We start from the raw sequence: 20979 nt of genomic DNA, 5'->3' as shown, positions 1-20979 counted from the left end.
TGTCTATGGATCATTTGAAAAGTATTCGTTACATTTCAGATATACGACTTTTTGGTGAATTAATTGAACGAGGGAAAGCCCAAACAGATACTAATAATTGCTCCTGATTTAATTGGCGAGTCCTTAGCAATTCAATTGTCAGACTCAAAAGTCCCCCTTGAGATAGCATTATCTAAAGAAAAACTGACACGACATCCAAGCCTAGTTGTATTTTTTATAGAAAGTATTGAACTGCCTGCAAGTCTAGAAATAGAACTAATAAGGCTAAAGGATCGCTGGCATCCATCACCCTTACTAATTGTATTACCTAGAAGACTTTCTCTAAATACCCAAGAGTTACTTAATTTGAATTGTGCAGGACTAATTCAAGATCCAAATTCTGAAGTTCTCAAAAACTCAATTAAAACTGTTCTTGAAGGTGGAAGAGTTGTTAAACTAAAAGAGAATGTTTCAGTAAAGAATAAATTAAATATACCTATTTTAGGATTAGGTCAATGGCTATTAATAAGTGGGGTGCACCAAATAGATTCAGATCTTGATTCCATAGAAAAGTTACTTAATACTTCTAAAAAAAATCCAATTATTGAATTAGTTTTACAAGGACGTAAAAGAGAGTTGAACCAAGCAAAATATATTTTGCATTACCTTTGGGGGTTACCAGAGAAATCAATCAAGAAGATAAATCAAGATAACAGTCTAAGTAATCAAGATACTAACGAATACAAAACAAATATTACTTTAACTAAAAAAGATTCATCAACAGTATGGAAAGAGATCTTCGCCCGATTGGCAGATACTATTAATGTAGACATAATTAATTCCTCGGGTTGTCTTCTAGCAATAGATGCAATAAAGCCAATTTATCAAAAAGAACTTTTCCACTCGCTACTAAAGCAACTAGATAGAGTTATAATTAAGATAAATGATTCTAAGACTGATGAGTCTAAAACTTTATTATTATGGAACGATCTCCAGATAACTCTTAGGAAGGAATCTATTAGATCACTAATCGGTAGTTATTTAAGGTTGCAACTTAACGGTGAACAAGTGATCGTAGAAGAAGAGTTGATAAATCGAATTGATTTAACAGAGCTAGATGAAGAACTTCCTAATCCAACATTATTTTTGCATCCTTTAATACACAGTAAGTCCTTACTTTTAGAAGGCAAGTTACTGCCAATTGACGACCCAAGAGCATTGATACATGTAGAAATACTTATTAGTAATTGGTTAATTAGAACTGCAGAAGTTCTGAGTTCAGAGCTAATTAATGTATGTTCTGAATGGTCTGATCTAAGGCATTTTCTACTAAACCAAAATCTTGTTCCTACGCGTGAACTCGACAGACTTAGAAACCAACTTAACAGTCAAAGCCAAATACAAAATCTAATAAAAAGACCAATCAGACTTTATGAGAGCAAGAGACAGTTATATAAATTCAACAAGAACGAAATCGAGACCATCTTCTTCGTAGAAGCTAGAGACGATGAACTTCAGAGTCTGGGTTGGTTGCAGCAACAAGTCGCTTTGTTAATTGAAGCAAGAGATGCCATTTCGCCACAGCTACAATCTTTAATAAAATATATTGGTGACTTAATGGTTGTTTTATTAACAAAAGTAATAGGTAGGGCAATAGGATTAGTTGGTAAAGGCATCGCACAAGGAATGGGAAGGACCTTCTCAAGAGGTTGACTTATTATTTGTATAGATGAATCAATCAACTCTTTAATCTTTTTTGATGAATAACAAAATAAAAAAGTTCATATGTATATTGGCAATTATCTTTTGCTTTATTCCAAGTGCTCATGCATCTCTTGATAACGATAGTTATGAAGGCAATATTTTTACAATTGTTACTGGCAACGGTGCCCTAGTCCCTCCATCAACAACTCTTTCAGAGTCATTAAAAAATCATAGGACATCTGTTTTGGTTTTCTACTTAGATGATAGTAAGACAAGCAAAGTATTTGCTCCTGTAGTTTCAGGTATAAAGTTATTATGGCCTTCTGAAATTGATCTAATTCCTTTAACTACTGATGAGCTTCAGAATAAAAATTCAAGAAACAAAAGTGATCCATCGTATTACTGGCATGGCAATATCCCTCAAGTGGTTGTTATAAATGGAGAAGGTGAAATTATTCTTGATGCAGAAGGACAAGTTCCTATAGAAGATATAAATAATGCGATAAGTAAATCAACTGGATTAAAAACACCTGATTTCACTGTAAGTATAAAGAGCTTTAATGAATATAATAGTGAAGCTGCAAAAGACGGATATGCAGATCCCCGTTAATTATTTAATAACAATAAAGCATGTACATTATTATAATAAGTCACCAATATACATTTAATAATGTATTCTCTATAAACGTTATCTAGGAGAAATGAACCTAATTACAACATTCATAATTATACTCTTTGTTTTATTATTTACGATTGAATTATCTCATTCACTGAGGAAGCAATCTCCATTAAAACTTAGTCCAATTGACTGGCTTATAAATGTAAGCAATAATAAAATAATAATCACAGGTTGGCTTCATATTAAAAATACACATAAAAGAATTGAGGTTATGATTCCTAGTTTAAAAATCAAGCCCAAAGTATTAAGCAAAAGAGAAATTGGACATATAAAGTCTAAAGTAAGGATAATTACTGAACATCCTGATGAAGAGAATAGAAAAGATAATTACTGGCAAGCATATATTGTTAAAAGTAATAAAGATACTAAAATAAAGGTAGAGATTATCTTAGAAGAAGAACCATGCATTAATGATATAAATATTCTATCGGAAACAATATGGATTGATGTTATTTGGGAGAATTATGGACCTTTTGGAATAATCAAAAATAAAGAAGGCTTTGTTTTGCCAATTTCTAAACCATTTAGAAATACACAAAATGATAACTGGATAAAATCTTCAAATGGCTCAATGTTGCTACCTATAAAGACTCATATTCTTGGAAAGCTAGATAATCCATACGATGTAATTAATGAATACTGTTCAAAAATAATTAAACCTGGGGACATATTAACAATAGGCGAAACTCCTTTAGCAATAATGCAAGGGAGATATATTTCTCCAACTTTTATTAAAACTTCATTCATCTCAAGGATACTCTGTCTACCATTTCATCCAACCAGTAGTTTAGCTACAGCATGTGGGATGCAATCGCTTATAAATATAATTGGCCCCACTAGAGCAATAACATCATTGTTCTTTGGATCTATTTTCAAACTAATAGGAATTAAAGGAATTTTTTATCGTCTAGCGGGAAAACAAGCTCGCCTAATAGACGACATCACAGGTACGACACCTCCATATGATCAGACTATTGTTTTAGGACCAATAAAAGAAAATATCTTTTGTTATGAAGCCTCAAAGAATTTAGGTATTGATATTGCCATAGTTGATGTAAATGACCTTGGCAAAGTCAAAGTATTAGAGACTACAGATCAATCTAATGTAAAATTTCTTAAGCATGTCCTTTCAACTAATCCTGCAGGCAATGGAAATCAACAGACTCCAATAGTTTTGATAAGACCTTTTAAAAAATAATATTATTATTACTATATATATAAGGTAAATTTTAAAGGAGATTTGTCTAATACTAAAAGCGAAAATTTAAAAATTGAGGCACTGCAAGCTAAGCACCTTCCCATGCTTGCCTCAAGTGAGCAAACGCGAAGAATTGGCTGGATGCAAATAATGCTTATAAAAACATGGTTATCCGAAGCAGAGGGTAAATTAAAAGGTCTAATTCCAAAACGGCAACCAAAATGCCTTGTAGCACTTGAGGGTGGTGATCTAATAGCTATTGTTGTTCTTCAACCTAATAATAGAAGAGGTTCATGCTGGTCACTTTCCTTCCCAGAGTTTATAAAAGATCCGAAACAATCAACAAAATTAGAAGCAAGTAAATCACTTCTACAAGCAGCTATACAGACCCAAAAAAATGTCACTCAAAACTGGTTAATAAGATTACCAAGTTCTGAAACTGATCAACTTTCATTATCAAGAGAAATTGGTTTCCAGCCCTTAAAAATAATGAAAAGCTGGGAATGCGGAGAACACCCAGATCCAGACTGCCTAGAATCTAATAAATTGCCATTAAATGTCTCTTGCCAACCTTTATCACGATCAAATGGTCAAGTGCTATGGAGGTTGAAAAACAGAGCTGAATCTCCTCAATATAGAGACATAGTCGACAATCAATGGATGGATCTAATAGATCGAAATGAACCAGAAAATTTAATTCTTTTAACTAAGAATCAAGATGAATATATAGCACTACTTGGATTAATCACACCTATTTGTTCTGAAGAATTATTATCTCTGGAAATAATTCGAGATATAGCTTGGGATTCCAGACTGATTAAATCTATTCCTTATTTGCTAAATAAATTAATAGTTAGTTGGCCTAAGATATCTATTGAAACATTGGCTTCAGATATACATACAAATAATATACTCGAAGAACTTAATTGGAAAGAAAAAGGAGAATCAGTAATTTTAGGAAGAACTTTATGGAAAAGAAAAGCTAATAAAAACTTAGTTTTAAAAGGAAATACTTTAGAAGCAATATTTGGTGGACTTAAGCCAAATCAACCTCCTTTGCCCTCTCCCTTCTTATTTAGTAAAATTAAATGAAGAGACCAAAAGCAAAATCAGTTCTAAGCTTAGATGTCGGGAAAAAGAGAATTGGTTTAGCCGGTTGTGATCCTCTCGGGATAACCGTTACGAGATTAAAACCATTAATTAGAAAAGATTTTGAAAGTGATCTAAATGTAATCAATCAGCTTTGTAAAAATAGAAAGGTAGAGGGGCTTGTAATAGGACTACCATTTGGCAAATCTGGAGAAAAAACAATCCAAGGAAAGTTTTGCATGGAATATGGCCTAAGGATTGCCAATGCTCTTAATTTGCCAATAGCTTGGGTAAACGAACATTCCAGTACATGGCAAGCAAAAGCAAATTTAAAGCTTCATAGCGATCGATCAGGCAAAATAGATAGTGAAGCTGCTGGCCTTCTTTTAGAACAATGGCTAATTGAAGGACCAGAGTTAAGCCTAAGCAAATGAAAGGTTCACATCGAGCCTTAACTTGAGTAAAACCGATTGCCAACTCTCACATTGAAATTTATCTAATCAATGGCTAATTCTGAATCAAGTAATAACGGACAAGTACCAACGATTCTTGTCAAAGATAGTAAAGGTAGTGATCTACTGTGCTTCCTTGAACAAATTGTGCCTATAGAAGACTGTGAATATGCTCTATTAACTCCTGTCGATACTCCTGTCTCATTATTCAAGCTTATTGATGGAGATGATCCAGAGCTTGTAGAAACAATAGAAAAAAGTGAGCCAATTCTGGAAGTAGCTGATGTAGTCCTGCAAGAATATGATCTTAATTTAATAAGATCTGCTTTAACCCTTACTGTCTCAGGGGAATTAGATGAGCCAGACCCTGAAGAACTTGAAGAGGACGAAGACGACATAGACGATGAATCAGAAACATATGAATTACTTGTCAGTTTTAAGGTAAAAGAAGAAGAATATGGTCTCTACATTCCACTTGATCCATTTTTCATCGTTGGAAAAATACATGACAATGAAGCAAGCCTTATAGAAGGGGAAGAATTTGACAGGATTCAGGCCCAAATTGAAAAGGAACTTGAAGAAAGAGGTTTCTCAGAGTAATGACTAAAAATTGGCTTAAGCCAGATTGGGATACTAATCTAAGTATTCAGAATCTCTCCATAAATGAATTACTAAGCCAAGAAATAAAATTACTTTTACTTGATGTTGATGGAACTCTACTTCCAAGACAAAAGATTAATTTACCGCAATCAATTAAGGAATGGATTCTTGAAGCTAAAGAGCAATTGCATATTCACTTGCTAAGTAATAATCCTTCCAAAAAAAGAATAAAGTGTATAGCCAATGAATTAAGTCTAAGTTACACTTATAGCGCTTCAAAGCCTAGAAGAGGAAAGACTATAAAAGTAATTAAAAAATTCAACTATCCTGCTTCCAATATAGCAATAATCGGAGACAGAATATTCACTGATATACTAATTGGTAATAGACTAGGAATATATACAATACTAGTTAAACCAGTACAGCAAAATGGTTTGGTTTCAGGTAGAAACTATACGCAAAGAATAGAAAGATATTTAGCTAGAAATCTAGGGGGGAAATAATATGAGTTTATTGGTAATTAAAATAGGAACAAGTCTATTAAGAGGTAGTAAAAGACAATCTACAGCGCAGGTAATTGATAATTATTGTGAGTGCATTGCAAAATACCTTAAAGAAGGAAATAAGGTAATTATTGTATCGAGTGGTTCTGTTGGGCTTGGTTGCGACCGGCTAGAAATAAAGGATAGACCTGAAGAAATAGTCGCCTTACAAGCAGTTGCAGCAGTAGGACAAGGTCATCTCATGAGTCTTTATGAAAAATCAATGAATAAATATGGATATAAAGTAGCTCAAATACTTTTGACTCGATCTGAACTTGGATCGAGATTATCTTACGTAAATGCTTCAATGACTTTGCAGAAGCTTCTTGATTGGAATGTCATTCCAATCGTAAATGAAAATGATACTATCGCTATTGATGAACTAAAGTATGGTGACAATGACACACTCTCTGCCCTAGTCGCAGGGGCTATTTCTGCAGATAAACTAATATTATTAACAGATATTGATAAACTTTACTCAAGTGATCCAAAAACGAATAAAGAGGCTCACCCTATAAACGAAATTTACCATCCAAGTGAATTAAAAGATATTCAAGATAAATCATTCAAAGTTGGCACATGGGGTACTGGTGGAATAAAAACTAAACTAGCTGCTGCCAAAATTGCCACAGAAAGAGGAATCACTGTTCATTTGGCAGATGGAAGAGAACCAAGTACTCTCAAAGAATTATTTAAAGGTTTAAAACTTGGGACGATATTTCATCCTCAACCAAACCCTATAGGAAACAAGAAAAGTTGGTTAGCCTATGCCTTAAAACCTGCTGGCTCTATTCAAATAGATAATGGCGCTTGTTATGCCATAAAGAAACAAGGAGCATCTCTATTATTAGTAGGTATTAAAAATGTAAATGGATCTTTCACTAAAAATCAAGCTGTAACAATCGAAAGTCAAGCTGGTGAAGAAATTGGAAGAGGTATATGTTCTTTAAGCAGTGAAGATATTAGAAGTAATATACGAAATAAACTATCCTCAACAAAATCACCTATTGTTATTCATAGAGATGTACTTGTTTTAACTACTGGCATGTTTGAATAATTAAATCTAATCATTCAGATCTTTCCAAAATTATCCTAGAGATGCTTTTAAGCCAATTAATTAACTCATTAAAAAAAGGCGATGCGGAACTAATTGACTTTGCAATTAGCCAAGACACAGAAATCAAGAAAGGAGCTTCAATTGAAAATGCCCAGGAGAATCAACTAACTTTTTTAGAAAAAAACAGTTATCTAACAGTTCATCTTTCTACAACCAATGCTTCTCTAGCGATTCTTCCAAATGATGAGGAATTAATAAATATTGCAAAAGAACGAAGGCTTTCATGGGCAATCTTTGAAAATCCAAAATTAGCTTTTGCCGAAAGCCTAGATATACTTAATTCTAGCATTGATCCTTTATTAGGTATTCATAAAACTGCCGTTATAGGTAAAGGAGTCAAACTTGGAAAAGGTATCTCAATTGGAGCTAATGTATGTATTGCTGACAATTCAATTATTGGAGAGAACACAATAATTAGGGCCGGTGTAGTCATCTACGAAGGAGTAAAAATTGGCCAATCTAATTACCTTCATTCCAACTGTGTTATTCATCGCAAATCAATACTAGGAAATAATTGCATAATTCATTCAAATGCAGTTATTGGATCCGAAGGTTTTGGATTTATTCCAACAAAAAAAGGTTGGAGAAAGATGCCCCAAACAGGAATAGTAATGATTGATAATGATGTCGAAATAGGTTGTAACTCGAATATTGATAGACCATCAGTAGGCAAGACCTTCATAGGTGCAGGAACTAAAATAGATAATCTGGTTCAAATAGGTCATGGTGTAATTATTGGGCAAAATTGTGCTTTAGCGGCACAAGTTGGAATAGCCGGCGGAGCAATTCTTGGGAATGGAGTAATACTTGCTGGCCAAGTAGGAGTGTCGAATCGAGTAAAGGTTGGTGACGGTGTTGTAGCAACTTCTAAATGTGGAATCATAAGAGATATAGAGCCAGGACAAGTTATAAGTGGTTTCCCAGCAATGCCTAACAAGTTATGGTTAAGATGTTCTGCAATTTTTAAAAAACTTCCAGAAATTGCAAAAACTTTCCGTAAGTTCAAGATTAAAGAACTCTAATAAAATTCAAAACCTCAATTCAACTAACACCTTCACATGAATAAATACAAAATCGTCTTACTCCCTGGGGATGGAATTGGTCCTGAGATAACAAAAGTAACTAAAATATTATTAGAAAACATTAGTAAGAAATTTTCGTTTGAATTAAATTTTGAAGAACAACTAATTGGTGGCTCTGCGATAGAAAAAACGAGTAATCCATTACCGGAACGTACATTAAAAGCATGTAAAGAATCAGATGCGATTTTAATGGCAGCAATTGGTGACCCAAAATATGACAATTTACCGCGAGAGAAAAGGCCTGAGACTGGATTACTTCAACTAAGATCTGGGCTAGAGTTATTTGCAAATATTAGGCCTGTAAAGATTTGGCCTTCACTAATTGATTCAAGTAGTTTAAGGCCAGAAATAATAAGAAATGTCGACCTAATTGTCGTTAGAGAATTAACTGGTGGAATATATTTTGGAGAGCCTAAAGGAAGAATAAGTATAGAAGGAGGGGGAGTAAAAGCCTTTAATACTATGAGTTATACCTCAGGTGAAATAGATCAAATTAGCGACATAGCTTTTGAATTAGCAAGGACTAGAAGGAAAAAGATTTGCTCTGTTGATAAAGCTAATGTTCTTGATGTAAGTCAACTTTGGAGAGAAAGAGTGAACTTACAGGCAAAAAGAAATCCAGACATTGAATTAACTCATTTGTATGTAGATAATGCTGCAATGCAATTAGTAAAAGACCCTGCTCAATTTGATGTAATTCTTACGGGGAATCTCTTTGGAGACATAATTAGCGATGAAGCGGCAATGTTAACAGGCTCTATTGGAATGCTTCCCTCTGCATCTTTAAACATAGATGGGCCAGGGCTATTCGAACCTGTTCACGGATCTGCCCCTGACATAGCAAACAAAAACAAAGCAAATCCGATAGCAATGATTCTTTCAGCCGCAATGATGTTAAGGATTGCGTTAAAAGAATCAGAAGCTGCTGCAGAACTAGAAAAGGCAGTAGAGGCCGTTCTTTATGAAGGCTTCAGAACAGCTGACTTAATGGACCAAACAAAAACAGAATTAGGTTGTAAAGAGATGGGTGAAAAAATAAAAAATGCACTTAATTCCTAAAATTCATTCACAAATAAAAATATCTGTCCACATGTTTTGATTATTTGGCCTGTTGACCTGCGAAAATCTCATAGTTTGATTCAAAAAATAAATGTCGAAGACTCATCCCGTTGTTGCAGTAACTGGTTCATCAGGAGCTGGCACCAGTACAGTCAAAAGAGCCTTCGAGCACATATTCGCTCGAGAAGAAATTGTTCCTGCTGTTGTTGAAGGTGACAGTTATCACCGCTTCGAAAGAATGCCTATGAAAAAAGCTATGGCTGATGCCTTATCAAAAGGCGAAAACTTTTCTCATTTCGGTCCTGAAGCAAATTTATTTGACAAACTTGAGGAACTGTTTAGGAGCTATGGAGAGACGGGTAGAGGGCAAAAACGCTATTACCTTCACAGCCAAGAAGAAGCTCAAGAACATAATTCCAGACTAGGAACATCACTTGAAGCTGGGCAATTTACTCCTTGGGAAGATATTCCTTCTGGAACTGATGTTCTGTTTTACGAAGGCTTACATGGTGGCGTTGTAGGTGAAAATTATGACGTTGCTTCATTAGCAGACTTATTAGTTGGTGTTGTGCCAATAACAAACCTTGAATGGATACAAAAAATTCATAGAGATAATGCAGAAAGAGGTTATTCGGCAGAAGCAATTGTTGATACAATTTTAAGAAGAATGCCTGATTACATAAATCATATTTGTCCTCAATTTAGTAGAACAGATATTAATTTCCAAAGAGTTCCAACTATTGATACATCAAATCCATTTATATGTAGAAATATCCCGACACCAGACGAAAGTTTTGTAATTATTCACTTTAGGAAAGGAGCAAGAGAAAAATGGGGCATTGAATTCCAACATTTATTAGGAATGATTCATGATTCCTTCATGTCTAGTCCTACTAGCATTGTTGTAAATGGAGGAAAAATGGGATTTGCGATGGAGTTAATTCTTACTCCTATAATCCACAAAATGATTGAAGACAAGAAAAAGCTATCCTAAAGAAAATTATTTAAAGTAAATTATTTTAATTTTCTCATCATTCCAATTTATTTAATTAATTAATTAGCCTGGCCGATGGAGCTTTTCATCCTAAAACTCTCATTGAATTAATTATAAATCGATGAAAATTAAATAAATATTGATAGATCATTTTGGGAATGAGCATGTTTACGCTTTAAATAGGAATAGAAAGTTTTTTAATCGTGTCTCTATTCGACTGGTTTGCTGATCGACGCAAAGGACAATTTGTAGGAAAGGTTATTCAAGAGACAGATGAAGGAGACGGACTTTGGGGGAAGTGCCCAGAATGTGGACAAGTGGTATACAGAAAAGATCTCTTAGAGAACGCAAACGTTTGCAATAACTGCGGTCATCACAACAGAATTGATAGTCAGGAAAGAATAAATATAATTGCTGATCCTCAAACTTTTCAGCCAATTAATAAAGATCTAAGTCCTATAGATCCGCTTGGCTTTAAAGATAGAAGAGCTTATGCCGATCGACTAAGAGAAAGCCAAACAAGTACAGGCATGAAAGATGGCGTAAGGACTGGCCTATGCAAAGTAGAAAATATCCCAATTGCTTTAGCAGTAATGGATTTTAGGTTTATGGGAGGGTCTATGGGCTCAGTGGTTGGCGAAAAAATCACACGTTTAATTGAAAAAGCTACAGCAGACAAACTTCCTCTTTTAATTGTATGTGCCTCTGGAGGGGCAAGGATGCAAGAGGGAATGCTTAGCCTCATGCAAATGGCAAAGATATCTGGAGCACTAGAAAGGCATAGAGAAAAAGAACTTCTATATATGCCACTACTTACTCATCCAACCACAGGAGGAGTTACAGCAAGTTTCGCAATGTTAGGAGATTTAATCCTAGCCGAACCAAAAGCTCTGATCGGCTTTGCAGGAAGAAGAGTAATTGAGCAAACACTTCGCGAAAAGCTACCTGATAATTTCCAAACGGCAGAATATTTACAGGAACATGGATTTGTAGATACAATTGTACCAAGGACACAATTAAGAAAAACTCTTAGTAAGATATTAAAACTTCATGGCAATAATCCAATTTATTAGTAAATATATTCGCTCAATAAATATATCTTTAATGAAGCAAAAAATAATATTAATAAGCTTAATAAAATTAGTAATTATTATAATTCTTATAACATCTCCTAACTTTGCGAATGCCTATTCAAATGAATGGGTGGAAGTACCCTCAAGTGAATATGGAAGGCAATACTGGGATAAATTAACTATCAAATATATCCAGGATAAAATCGTAAGAGTTACAACAAAGTTTATCCCATTTAAGACTGCAGAAAAAAAGGAATTTATTTATGAAACAGACATTGATTGTTCAAAAAATCTTTACAAAGATATTTCAATAAATGGCATTAAAGAATTAGGAGCCGAATGGCTAGGATCTAATCAAGATAAACTGATAGAAGGCTTAATTAATCAAGTCTGTACATCAGAAATCAAGTAAATGAACGAAGAGAAGAGACTGCCAATTGCTATAGCAGGACTAGGTTTTGGAGAATCTGTTCATCTACCAGCCTTAAAATCTAGCAAGATCCTAAAACCTTTTGCAATTTGGCACCCAAGAGAAAACAGATTAAATGAATCCTGCAAAAATAATGGATTAATTGGATTTAAAGAATGGACATCCCTTATAAAAGATAAAAATATTAAAGGTATAATTATAGCTACACCACCAAGTGTTAGATACCAACTTGCAAAAGAAGCACTTGAAGCTGGCAAACATCTACTTCTAGAAAAGCCAGTAGGATTGAATGAAGAAGAAGTACAAGAACTCCAGAGACTATCAATAAGAAGAAACCTAATAGTAGCTGTTGACTTTGAATATAGAGCAGTTCCTTTATTTATGCAGGCTAAAAGAATAATTAATGAGGGCAAATTAGGAAAAGTTTGGCTTATTAAACTAGATTGGCTTATGAGTAGTAGAGCCAATCAATCAAGGCCATGGAATTGGTACTCAAATAAAGAAGAGGGAGGAGGAGTTATTGGTGCACTTGGGACTCACGCATTTGATATTTTGCATTGGTTTTTTGGCCCAACTGTTTCTATTTCATCTCTTATATCAACATCTATAAAGAATAGAGATTGCAGCCAAACCAATAAATCCAAATTAGTAACAAGTGAAGATACTTGTATAAGTCAAGCTGAAATTCTTGACAATATAAATGGAAGCGATGAGAACATCATTGCTCAAATAAATCTGTCCTCAGTAACAAGAAATGGTAGAGGCTGCTGGATTGAAATATATGGAAGCAAAGGCACTTTGATATTAGGTAGCGACAATCAGAAAGACTATGTACATGGCTTTGGTCTTTGGCTTTCTCAAAATGATGGACCGCTCAAAAACATAACTGCTGATCAAGATCTAACCTTTGCTAAGACATGGAAAGATGGACGTATCGCACCCGTCGCCAGAATTCAAAATTGGTGGGCTAAAAGCATTACTGAAAATACACCAATGATTCCTGGATTAGCAGAGGCAGCCTTAAGCCAAAAAGTATGTGACAAGGTCAATGTTTCTGCTCAAGCAGGATTAAAAGTTAATTTTGAATGAACATAAGATTTTTTAAAAAACGGTTTTTTATTATCAAAAATTTAAAAATAAAAAACCTCTTAAGAGCAAATAGACAATAAAGAACAATACGATGTATAAATTTATACATGATTTATACACGTTGTGTGGAAAAATCTTAAGGAAATTTTTCTGGCAGAAATGGCCCTTAGTTACTACGCAGAAGAGCTTAAGAAAACAGCCTCCTCTATAGCTCGCCCAGGCAAAGGAATTCTTGCTGTTGATGAGTCAACTAAGACAGTCGGCAAAAGGCTTGCATCTATTGGTGTTGAAAATAGCGAAGACAATCGGAAAGCCTACCGAGGAATGCTCTTCACTACAGAAGGCCTAGGAAACTTTATAAGTGGAGCAATTCTTTTTGAAGAAACTCTCTTTCAAAATCACCAAGACGGTGAGCCTATGGTGAAAAAGCTTGAAAAGCTTGGAATAATTCCAGGAATAAAAGTAGACAAAGGACTACGTCCTTTGGCTGGAGGAAATGATGTGGAAACATTTTGTTCTGGTCTAGACGGATTAGTTGAGAGAGCCGCTGATTATTACGAACAGGGTGCTCGTTTTGCTAAATGGCGTGCAGTACTTCAAATAACAGATGACGGATGTCCTACTAATCTTTCAATCCAGGAAAATGCATGGGGATTAGCTCGTTATGCAAGATCTGTTCAAGAATCGGGCCTTGTACCAATTATTGAACCAGAGATATTGATGGACGGAGCTCACGACATTAATAAAACTGCAGCTGTTCAAGAGCAAGTAATCAAAACGGTTTATAAAGCCTGCCAAGAGAATGGAGTTCTCTTAGAAGGAACATTGCTTAAGCCTTCTATGACGGTTCCTGGTGCAGACTTTGCAACAAAGGCAGATCCTCAAAAGGTAGCTGAATTGACAATAAGAACAATGGAACGTTCGGTACCAGCAAGCGTGCCTGGAATCGTATTCCTATCAGGAGGACTAAGTGAAGAAGCAGCTTCTGTTTATCTAAACTTAATGAACAAAATTGACCGTAAAGCGAAATGGAACGTTTCATTCTCATATGGACGCGCTTTACAACATTCTTGCTTAAAAGCATGGGGTGGATCCAATACAGAAGCTGGACAAAAGGCTCTTATAGCTAGAGCTCAGGCCAATTCGGAAGCTTCAACAGGAAGCTACGTTACTGGTTCTCAACCTTCTTCAGACGAAGCTCTTTTCGTTGCTGGCTACACGTACTAATAAATAAAATTAAAGTCTGGGTTGCTCTTTCATATTGCAACCCAGTTTTTTTTGTTCAAAAGATTTTCAGGAAATTAAAGACTTTAATATTTCTTGCCCATCAAGTGAACCTAATAGTGGGTCACATGCTCTTTCTGGATGAGGCATTAATCCAAAAACATTTCCTTTTACGTTAGTAAGACCTGCTATATCGTATAAAGAGCCATTTGGATTATTTATATATTTAAGTGCAATTAAACCATTATCTTCTAGTTCATTAAAAGTACTTTTACTACATTGATATCTTCCCTCTCCATGAGCTATCGGTAATGCAATAGTGTCTTGATTTCTTATGTTCTTAAACCAATCAGTATTATTGTTTGCAATGGAAAGTGAAACTGATTTACAAATAAAATGAAGGTCTCTATTTCTAGTTAGAGCACCTGGCAATAAACCTAATTCAGTAAGAATTTGAAAACCATTGCAGATTCCAAGTACTTTCCCTCCTCTTTTGGCGAAGTCACATACTGACTGGAGAACAGGAGCAAACCTAGCAATTGCCCCACAGCGCAAATAATCGCCATAACTAAATCCACCTGGTAAAACAATTGCATCTATGCCTTTCAAATCGGTCGTTTCATGCCACAAATAACGAGTAGGTATTCCCAAGCAGCCCTCAAGCGCCCAATTGACATCTCTGTCACAATTTGAACCAGGAAAAACAACAATTCCAATTGTCATATCTATTTCTGAAGAGGGGTTTCGACTGCCATCTCCAAGCTCCAGTCTTCGATAACAGGATTAGCTAAGAGTCTGTCACTAATAACTTCTAATTTTGACTTTGCTTCAGTTTCATTTGATGCTTCAATTTCAATTTCTATAACTTTTCCTATTCGTAATCTAGAGATTCCATCAATTCCTAATTTATTTGCTGCTGCTCGTGTTGCTTCACCGGCTGGGTCAAGGACTGAAGGTCTTAAGCGGACTAGAACTCTTGATCGATAAAGAGACATTATTTTTAATCAATAAAGAAGGATTAACATTGATTATCAAACAAATCTCTGATTTAAGAAAGTGATTGAACAACAAAAGACTTTAAGAGAATTTATTCTCAGGATCTAATAAACCCTTTCCCAAGCACTCTAGACAAGTCTTATAGCAATCAGGAGAGGATTTGGTATAACCATTACCTCCACATCTATTGCAAACAGACGACTCTACAAAGGCATCCAGAGGTGTATCACAAATATTTTGACGAAGTAATGAGCTCACTAAAGCAAAGTAATTAGGAAAAAAGAGGAGAAATTTGTTAGGAATTCCTCAAGACATAAACAGATTCGCTAGAACCTCTGAAGAAAACAACCCAAAGTTAATATAAATACTAAATAGAAATATCATTGATATTCATTGATTTTAATAAGAGTCGGCTATTTAAAAGTATTTTGAATCTCTTCAACTACTCCATCTCTAAAACTTATAACGACAAGGTCTAGTCCGCTGATTCTCGGCTTCCAGCTTGATGGAGGAACTTTCTCAAACCAACAGTCAAATCTCTGGCCAACCATCTGAACCTGCAATGGCAAATCTTTTCCAGCCAGCCAAAATCGACCTTTTAGTCTAATAATCTGAAAATCAACTGCTATAGAGGTTAATAATTCTCTCAAGTTATTTTGCTCTATTTTACATTCATGACGAATTGAATTATTTATAACTTCCAGATGATGATGGTCATGCTTATGTTCTTTATCTTTAGATTCATATTCCTCACTAGATCGATTTATTCCTAAGACTATAGAAGAATCTATTTCTCCACAAGATATTGGAAATATTGGTATAGTTGATTTAACCTTTGATTCGATATTTAATTTAATAGATTTAATTAAAGCCTTTCCTAGTAAATCAGCACGGCTTATTAAGATTACATCTGCAGCATCTAGTTGATTATTAAATAATTCATCTAAAGGTGTTAAGTGATCAATACTTTTATCTTCACTTCTTTGATTATCAAATGCACTCAAGTCCCCAATGGGACTTCCTTTACTTAAAGCTTCTCCATCAACAACTGTAACAACACCATTCAAGTAAACTTTTGCTTTTATAGAAGGCCATGATAGGGCCTGAATTAATGGCTTTGGCAAGGCAAGACCACTTGTTTCAATAACTATTCCAGCCAATCTTCTTGTAGGTAACAATAAGTTATTTAAGGCTGGAAGAAAATCATCTTGAACAGTGCAACAAATACATCCATTGTTTAATTCAACTAACCGCCCATCCAATTCTTCACCAGAGCAAAATCCACAGCTTTTAAATAAATCCCCATCTATTCCAACGCTTCCAAACTCATTAACCATTACACCCAATTTTTCTTGACTATTAATTAATAGCTTTCTGAGAAGTGTAGTTTTACCTGAACCAAGAAAGCCGGTAATTATCGTTACAGGAATACGGTTAGGAAAAGACATTTATAATTAATCTAAAAGTTAACATCCAAGACTATATTTAGTCTCTACGCCAGTTGAGGGATTAGTACCATCAGCTATTGAACAAAGTTGCTTTTGTTGAATGCGGCTAATAACTGCATCAGTAAAATCAGCTCCTTCTATATCAGAATTCTGGAAATTACTTTCCATTAAAAGAGCTCCATTGAAATTAACATCTCTAAGATCAGCTTTATCAAAGTCACTTGCATAAGCAAGAGCATCACTTAAATCTGCGCCATTTAAATCTGCTCCTACTAATTTACTGTTATTAAAAACGGCTCCTGCAAGATTTGATTGACTAAAATTAATACCACTAAGATCAAACTTAACAAACTCATTTCCGCTTAAATCCAAGCCAGACATATCTTGCTTGATTTGTAATTCCTCCTGATTCCTAATTTCTGGAGGTCTTTTAGCAAAAGCTTCTGAAGAGATAAAGAATGTCAAAAGGCAGAAAACAGATGAAGCAATCAAAAGTTTCTGAACTCGAACAAAGATTGAAAGACTTTTAGTCATTGGTAAGCAAAAAGGCTTCAAGCCAGTAATTTATATATTCACGTTATGGCAAATAACTGCCCATGGAAGCCTTATGCCAATGACATTAAAAATAATTGTTCCACCTCACCCAGTAATAGCTCATTGGTTAAGTATGTTGAGAAATGAAACCACCCCAAGTGCGATTTACTCAACAGGGTTGGAACAACTAGGAAAATGGCTTACGTATGAAGCCATAAGAGAATGGCTTCCAAACAGAAAAGAAGAAATCAAAACCACACACGGCAAAACAGAAGGATTTGTTATTGAATCAAGAGTACCTTTGTTAGCGATACCAAACTTACCAGGGGGTTTAATGCTTTGGCAGGGGGGAAGAGATCTTTTGCCAAATGCAGTTTTATGCCTAAGTGGAGTTCCTAAAAAGATTGAACCTAATTCAGGAATAGTTATATATCTTGACCAGATTTCTACTGGGGAAATACTTTTGAAGACAATAAAAGATCTGAACAAACAACATATAGAAGGGAAAAGAATAAGAATCATTTGCGCAATCGCCAGTAGCGAAGGCCTAAAACTACTCGGAGAATCCTTTTCAGATTTAACAATTTATGCAGCCTGTATAGATCCAGAATTGAAAGATGATGGAAGTCTTTATCCAGGCATAGGAAACCCAGAGAAACGAATTAACACCATAATCACAAGATAGAACTAGGATTTAAATGTAATAATTAAATTTATGGGACAGTACAGAGAATCTTCATCAAGCAGTCTTGGCTCTCTGCTAAGTGGAGCAATCTTAGGAGCCGCAGGACTTGCTTGGTGGTTATTTGCAGAAGCCGAGAGACGTCAAGAGAGCAGGAAACAGAGAGCAATGCTTTATGCACCTCGCATCCAAGATGGTTCTGAAGCTATCGATTCGTCAAATTCAGTAATAGAGAAAAAAACAAGCGAGAATTTAGAGCATAGAGTTGAACAATTAAATTCAGCAATAGCTGATGTAAGGAAGCAACTAGAAGATCTTGGTGAAAAAGTTTAAAAATATTGAACAAAATTTATTTACTAAATCAAGAAATGCTTAGATCTAGCGCAATAACAAAAGGACTACAAAGATCGCCAAATAGGGCAATGCTTAGAGCCGTAGGGTTTGGTGACGATGACTTCAATAAACCAATTGTCGGAATAGCCAATGGTTACAGCACAATAACTCCCTGCAATATGGGACTAATGGAGCTTGCTCGCCGTTCAGAGCAAGCAGTAAGAGTAGCCGGTGCTATGCCGCAAATCTTCGGCACCATCACCGTTAGCGATGGGATCTCAATGGGGACCGAGGGTATGAAATATTCCCTTGTATCAAGAGAGGTAATAGCAGACTCTATAGAGACCGCCTGCAATGCTCAGAGTATGGATGGGATGCTCGCAATAGGCGGCTGTGATAAGAATATGCCTGGTGCAATGATATCTATTGCAAGGATGAATATTCCATCAATATTTGTCTATGGAGGAACAATAAAACCAGGCAAACTAGATGGAAGTGACTTAACTGTAGTAAGTGCTTTTGAAGCAGTTGGTCAACTTACAAGTGGGAAAATCGACGAGGAAAGATTATTAGCAGTTGAAAAGAATGCGATTCCTGGAGCGGGAAGTTGCGGAGGAATGTTTACAGCAAACACAATGTCAGCAGCAATTGAAACAATGGGTCTAAGTCTTCCATATAGCTCAACTATGGCTGCAGAAGACAATGAGAAATCAGAAAGTGCGGCTCAAAGTGCAGCAGTACTTGTCGAAGCAATTAAAAAAAACATAAAACCCTTAGACATACTTACCAAAGAAGCTTTTGAAAATGCGATAAGTGTAGTAATGGCAGTTGGTGGATCAACTAATTCGGTATTACATCTTCTAGCAATAGCAAAGACTGCAGGAATAGATCTTGCAATAGATGATTTTGAACGGATAAGGCAAAAGGTTCCTGTTATCTGTGATCTAAAGCCAAGTGGAAAATATGTAACTGTAGACTTACACAAAGCTGGGGGAATTCCCCAGGTGATGAAACTATTACTCGATGCAGGGTTATTGCACGGAAATTGTTTAACAATTCAGGGCAAAACAATTAATCAAGTTTTGAAAGATGTACCGTCTATACCTCCAAATAATCAAGACGTTATTCGCACAATATCCAATCCTATTTATAAGAAAGGACATCTTGCTATTTTAAAAGGTAACCTCGCAATAGAAGGAAGTGTTGCGAAAATAAGTGGTGTAAAGACTCCGGTAATAACAGGTCCAGCAAGAGTATTTGAAAGTGAAGAAGAATGCCTTTCCTCGATACTAAAAAATGAAGTCAAGGCAGGAGATGTTGTAGTTGTTCGCTATGAAGGACCAGTAGGTGGTCCTGGAATGAGGGAAATGCTTTCACCAACTTCAGCAATAGTTGGTCAAGGACTTGGAGAAAAAGTTGCTCTGATTACAGACGGGAGATTTAGTGGAGGTTCTTATGGACTTGTTGTAGGACATGTGGCTCCCGAAGCCGCTGTTGGAGGAAATATAGGACTTGTACAAGAAGGAGACAGCATTACTGTTGATGCTAATCAAAAACTTATACAACTTAATGTAGATGAAGCGGAATTGGAGCAGAGAAGGAAAAAATGGGTTAAACCTAAGCCTAGATACTCAACTGGCATCCTAGGTAAATATGCACGCTTAGTTAGTAGCTCAAGCAAAGGAGCCGTCACAGATCAGGGCTAGAAGTTAATTATCTGTGAAGCAAAAGCTGATCTCAAGCGTCTAGCTAATGCTTCAAGTTTTTCTCCTTCAACTGGAGAAATTGAACGCTCACCAGTATGTGCATCCATCCACAATGAATGCTTTCCTTGCCAAAGTATTGGCCTGAGCGGTAGCTCAGACCAAGACAAAGTAATGTTTAAGTCCTTACCACTACGGTAAATCTCAAGTTCTAGATCATTATCAATATACCTGTTCCCTTTTTCATCTCTACATTCAATCTTTAACAATAATTCTGTAAACTCCTTTTGATTTAACATCTCATTATCTTCTTTTAAAAGAACTGAATATTTCCAGGGTTTCATACACAAATCTGCTGACTTAGCAACTAAAGACAAAAGATCATTAAGCGAATTATATGTAGGCATTTATTGAGCGAATCGCAATGGAAATAGGACCAGGCTTAAATTCAGAATTTAATTCTCCAGGTTGACCAAATTTAGAATATAAAATTTGGAATTGATTAATGCATGATGAATCAAATCTTACTGGAAAGAAAACTCGCTTAGCTCTAACAGTAGGTTCTAATGAATTAAAAGGAATATTTACACTTGAGAAACCCTTATCATTTGTAGGAAATGTCATCACCCATTTAAGAGCTCCAGAGACAAGTCTTGACATGCCAAAAGTTGCATTAAAGGAAATACCAAACTTCAAGGTTCTTCCTCCACCATCAATTTCAAGCTTTATGCCTTGAAAAGAAGAAAGGTTTAGAGAAGGCGTAAACAATGGGGAGCGAGAACTAATAAAACCACCTCCTTCTTCTACTATTTCACCTTTTAACAAAAGACCATCTGATGTCACTTTGCAAGTCGCCTGACTTTTACCTCCCATTATCGTGTCATTAATTGTCTTCCAATCTCTAAAGTCATCCTTACTTACTATCAAGAAATTATTCGAACTTTTGGGAATTGAATAAGACATAAATAATGA

General features: G+C 35.4%; 25 protein-coding genes. 18 read left to right on the top strand and 7 right to left on the bottom strand.

The window, feature by feature from the left end:
- Window positions 1-63: 63 nt before the first annotated feature.
- The 15 genes from SOI85_RS01190 to SOI85_RS01120 all read left to right on the top strand — a co-directional run bounded on the left by SOI85_RS01190 (window position 64) and on the right by SOI85_RS01120 (window position 14314).
- Window positions 64-1692: a DUF3685 domain-containing protein gene (locus SOI85_RS01190; RefSeq protein ID WP_320664408.1), complete on the top strand. Its 1629-nt coding sequence runs from the start codon at window positions 64-66 to the stop codon at window positions 1690-1692.
- Between the two features lie 46 nt (window positions 1693-1738).
- A complete protein-coding gene (locus SOI85_RS01185; protein ID WP_320664407.1) occupies window positions 1739-2293 on the top strand; it encodes a thylakoid membrane photosystem I accumulation factor in 555 nt (184 codons plus the stop codon).
- Window positions 2294-2384: 91 nt separating this feature from the next.
- Window positions 2385-3560: a F420-0:Gamma-glutamyl ligase gene (locus tag SOI85_RS01180; RefSeq protein WP_320664406.1), complete on the top strand. Its 1176-nt coding sequence runs from the start codon at window positions 2385-2387 to the stop codon at window positions 3558-3560.
- A gap of 42 nt (window positions 3561-3602) precedes the next feature.
- Window positions 3603-4652, top strand: a complete 1050-nt coding sequence (locus tag SOI85_RS01175; RefSeq protein ID WP_320664405.1) for a hypothetical protein — start codon at window positions 3603-3605, stop codon at window positions 4650-4652.
- Complete coding sequence (gene ruvX / locus SOI85_RS01170) at window positions 4649-5083, top strand: Holliday junction resolvase RuvX (protein ID WP_320664404.1); 435 nt, start codon at window positions 4649-4651, stop codon at window positions 5081-5083. Before SOI85_RS01175 ends, ruvX begins: the two co-directional genes overlap by 4 nt.
- Window positions 5084-5152: 69 nt before the next feature.
- A complete protein-coding gene (locus SOI85_RS01165) occupies window positions 5153-5701 on the top strand; it encodes a DUF3727 domain-containing protein (RefSeq protein WP_320664403.1) in 549 nt (182 codons plus the stop codon).
- Window positions 5701-6204, top strand: coding sequence for a YqeG family HAD IIIA-type phosphatase (locus tag SOI85_RS01160; RefSeq protein WP_320664402.1), 504 nt, complete (start codon window positions 5701-5703; stop codon window positions 6202-6204). The genes SOI85_RS01165 and SOI85_RS01160 overlap by 1 nt, the downstream gene beginning before the upstream one ends.
- Before the next feature lies 1 nt (window position 6205).
- Window positions 6206-7300, top strand: coding sequence for a glutamate 5-kinase (gene proB / locus SOI85_RS01155; RefSeq protein WP_320664401.1), 1095 nt, complete (start codon window positions 6206-6208; stop codon window positions 7298-7300).
- Window positions 7301-7341: 41 nt separating this feature from the next.
- A complete protein-coding gene (lpxD, locus tag SOI85_RS01150) occupies window positions 7342-8382 on the top strand; it encodes a UDP-3-O-(3-hydroxymyristoyl)glucosamine N-acyltransferase (RefSeq protein ID WP_320664400.1) in 1041 nt (346 codons plus the stop codon).
- 36 nt (window positions 8383-8418) lie between these two features.
- The gene (gene leuB, locus SOI85_RS01145; RefSeq protein WP_320664399.1) at window positions 8419-9501 is read left to right on the top strand and encodes a 3-isopropylmalate dehydrogenase; all 1083 of its coding nucleotides are present in this window, start codon (window positions 8419-8421) and stop codon (window positions 9499-9501) included.
- Window positions 9502-9592: 91 nt separating this feature from the next.
- Complete coding sequence (locus SOI85_RS01140; RefSeq protein ID WP_320664398.1) at window positions 9593-10495, top strand: phosphoribulokinase; 903 nt, start codon at window positions 9593-9595, stop codon at window positions 10493-10495.
- Window positions 10496-10698: 203 nt separating this feature from the next.
- On the top strand, window positions 10699-11568 hold the full coding sequence (gene accD / locus SOI85_RS01135; RefSeq protein WP_320664397.1) for an acetyl-CoA carboxylase, carboxyltransferase subunit beta: 870 nt from the start codon (window positions 10699-10701) through the stop codon (window positions 11566-11568).
- On the top strand, window positions 11546-11980 hold the full coding sequence (locus tag SOI85_RS01130) for a hypothetical protein (RefSeq protein WP_320664396.1): 435 nt from the start codon (window positions 11546-11548) through the stop codon (window positions 11978-11980). The genes accD and SOI85_RS01130 overlap by 23 nt, the downstream gene beginning before the upstream one ends.
- Window positions 11981-13087 (top strand): Gfo/Idh/MocA family oxidoreductase, encoded by a 1107-nt coding sequence (locus tag SOI85_RS01125; protein WP_320664395.1) that lies wholly within the window; start codon window positions 11981-11983, stop codon window positions 13085-13087.
- A gap of 159 nt (window positions 13088-13246) precedes the next feature.
- Entirely contained in the window at window positions 13247-14314 is a 1068-nt protein-coding gene (locus SOI85_RS01120) for a class I fructose-bisphosphate aldolase (RefSeq protein WP_320664394.1), read from the top strand.
- Window positions 14315-14380: 66 nt separating this feature from the next.
- On the opposite strand, the gene purQ is transcribed toward SOI85_RS01120, so the two are convergent.
- The 5 genes from purQ to SOI85_RS01095 form a co-directional block, all read right to left on the bottom strand.
- Window positions 14381-15034 carry a phosphoribosylformylglycinamidine synthase subunit PurQ gene (gene purQ / locus SOI85_RS01115; protein WP_320664393.1) on the bottom strand — a complete coding sequence of 218 codons (654 nt, stop codon included), beginning with the start codon at window positions 15032-15034 and terminating at the stop codon, window positions 14381-14383.
- A 2-nt stretch (window positions 15035-15036) separates the two neighbouring features.
- The gene (gene purS / locus SOI85_RS01110; RefSeq protein WP_320664392.1) at window positions 15037-15306 is read right to left on the bottom strand and encodes a phosphoribosylformylglycinamidine synthase subunit PurS; all 270 of its coding nucleotides are present in this window, start codon (window positions 15304-15306) and stop codon (window positions 15037-15039) included.
- A gap of 82 nt (window positions 15307-15388) precedes the next feature.
- Window positions 15389-15565: a hypothetical protein gene (locus SOI85_RS01105; RefSeq protein ID WP_320664391.1), complete on the bottom strand. Its 177-nt coding sequence runs from the start codon at window positions 15563-15565 to the stop codon at window positions 15389-15391.
- Window positions 15566-15720: 155 nt separating this feature from the next.
- Window positions 15721-16755 carry a GTP-binding protein gene (locus SOI85_RS01100; protein WP_320664390.1) on the bottom strand — a complete coding sequence of 345 codons (1035 nt, stop codon included), beginning with the start codon at window positions 16753-16755 and terminating at the stop codon, window positions 15721-15723.
- Window positions 16756-16773: 18 nt separating this feature from the next.
- Window positions 16774-17289, bottom strand: coding sequence for a pentapeptide repeat-containing protein (locus SOI85_RS01095; RefSeq protein ID WP_320664389.1), 516 nt, complete (start codon window positions 17287-17289; stop codon window positions 16774-16776).
- A 73-nt stretch (window positions 17290-17362) separates the two neighbouring features.
- Between SOI85_RS01095 and SOI85_RS01090 the strand changes: the two genes are divergently transcribed.
- Genes SOI85_RS01090 through ilvD form a run of 3 tightly spaced genes read left to right on the top strand, consistent with a single transcriptional unit; the run spans window position 17363 to window position 20010 of the window.
- On the top strand, window positions 17363-17974 hold the full coding sequence (locus SOI85_RS01090) for a uracil phosphoribosyltransferase (RefSeq protein WP_320664388.1): 612 nt from the start codon (window positions 17363-17365) through the stop codon (window positions 17972-17974).
- A 30-nt stretch (window positions 17975-18004) separates the two neighbouring features.
- Window positions 18005-18304 carry a hypothetical protein gene (locus SOI85_RS01085; protein ID WP_320664387.1) on the top strand — a complete coding sequence of 100 codons (300 nt, stop codon included), beginning with the start codon at window positions 18005-18007 and terminating at the stop codon, window positions 18302-18304.
- Between the two features lie 35 nt (window positions 18305-18339).
- Window positions 18340-20010 (top strand): dihydroxy-acid dehydratase, encoded by a 1671-nt coding sequence (gene ilvD, locus SOI85_RS01080; RefSeq protein WP_320664386.1) that lies wholly within the window; start codon window positions 18340-18342, stop codon window positions 20008-20010.
- Here ilvD and SOI85_RS01075 read toward each other — a convergent pair.
- Complete coding sequence (locus SOI85_RS01075; RefSeq protein WP_320664385.1) at window positions 20007-20414, bottom strand: hypothetical protein; 408 nt, start codon at window positions 20412-20414, stop codon at window positions 20007-20009. The two genes, ilvD and SOI85_RS01075, sit on opposite strands and share 4 nt — an antisense overlap.
- The gene (locus tag SOI85_RS01070) at window positions 20401-20970 is read right to left on the bottom strand and encodes a CIA30 family protein (RefSeq protein WP_320664384.1); all 570 of its coding nucleotides are present in this window, start codon (window positions 20968-20970) and stop codon (window positions 20401-20403) included. Before SOI85_RS01070 ends, SOI85_RS01075 begins: the two co-directional genes overlap by 14 nt.
- Between the last annotated feature and the right edge of the window lie 9 nt (window positions 20971-20979).

This window comes from Prochlorococcus sp. MIT 1223, assembly GCF_034092465.1.
Lineage (GTDB): Bacteria > Cyanobacteriota > Cyanobacteriia > PCC-6307 > Cyanobiaceae > AG-402-N21.
The sequence above is the reverse complement of the archived record's forward strand: the minus strand, read 5'-3'. Positions and strand labels throughout refer to the sequence as shown.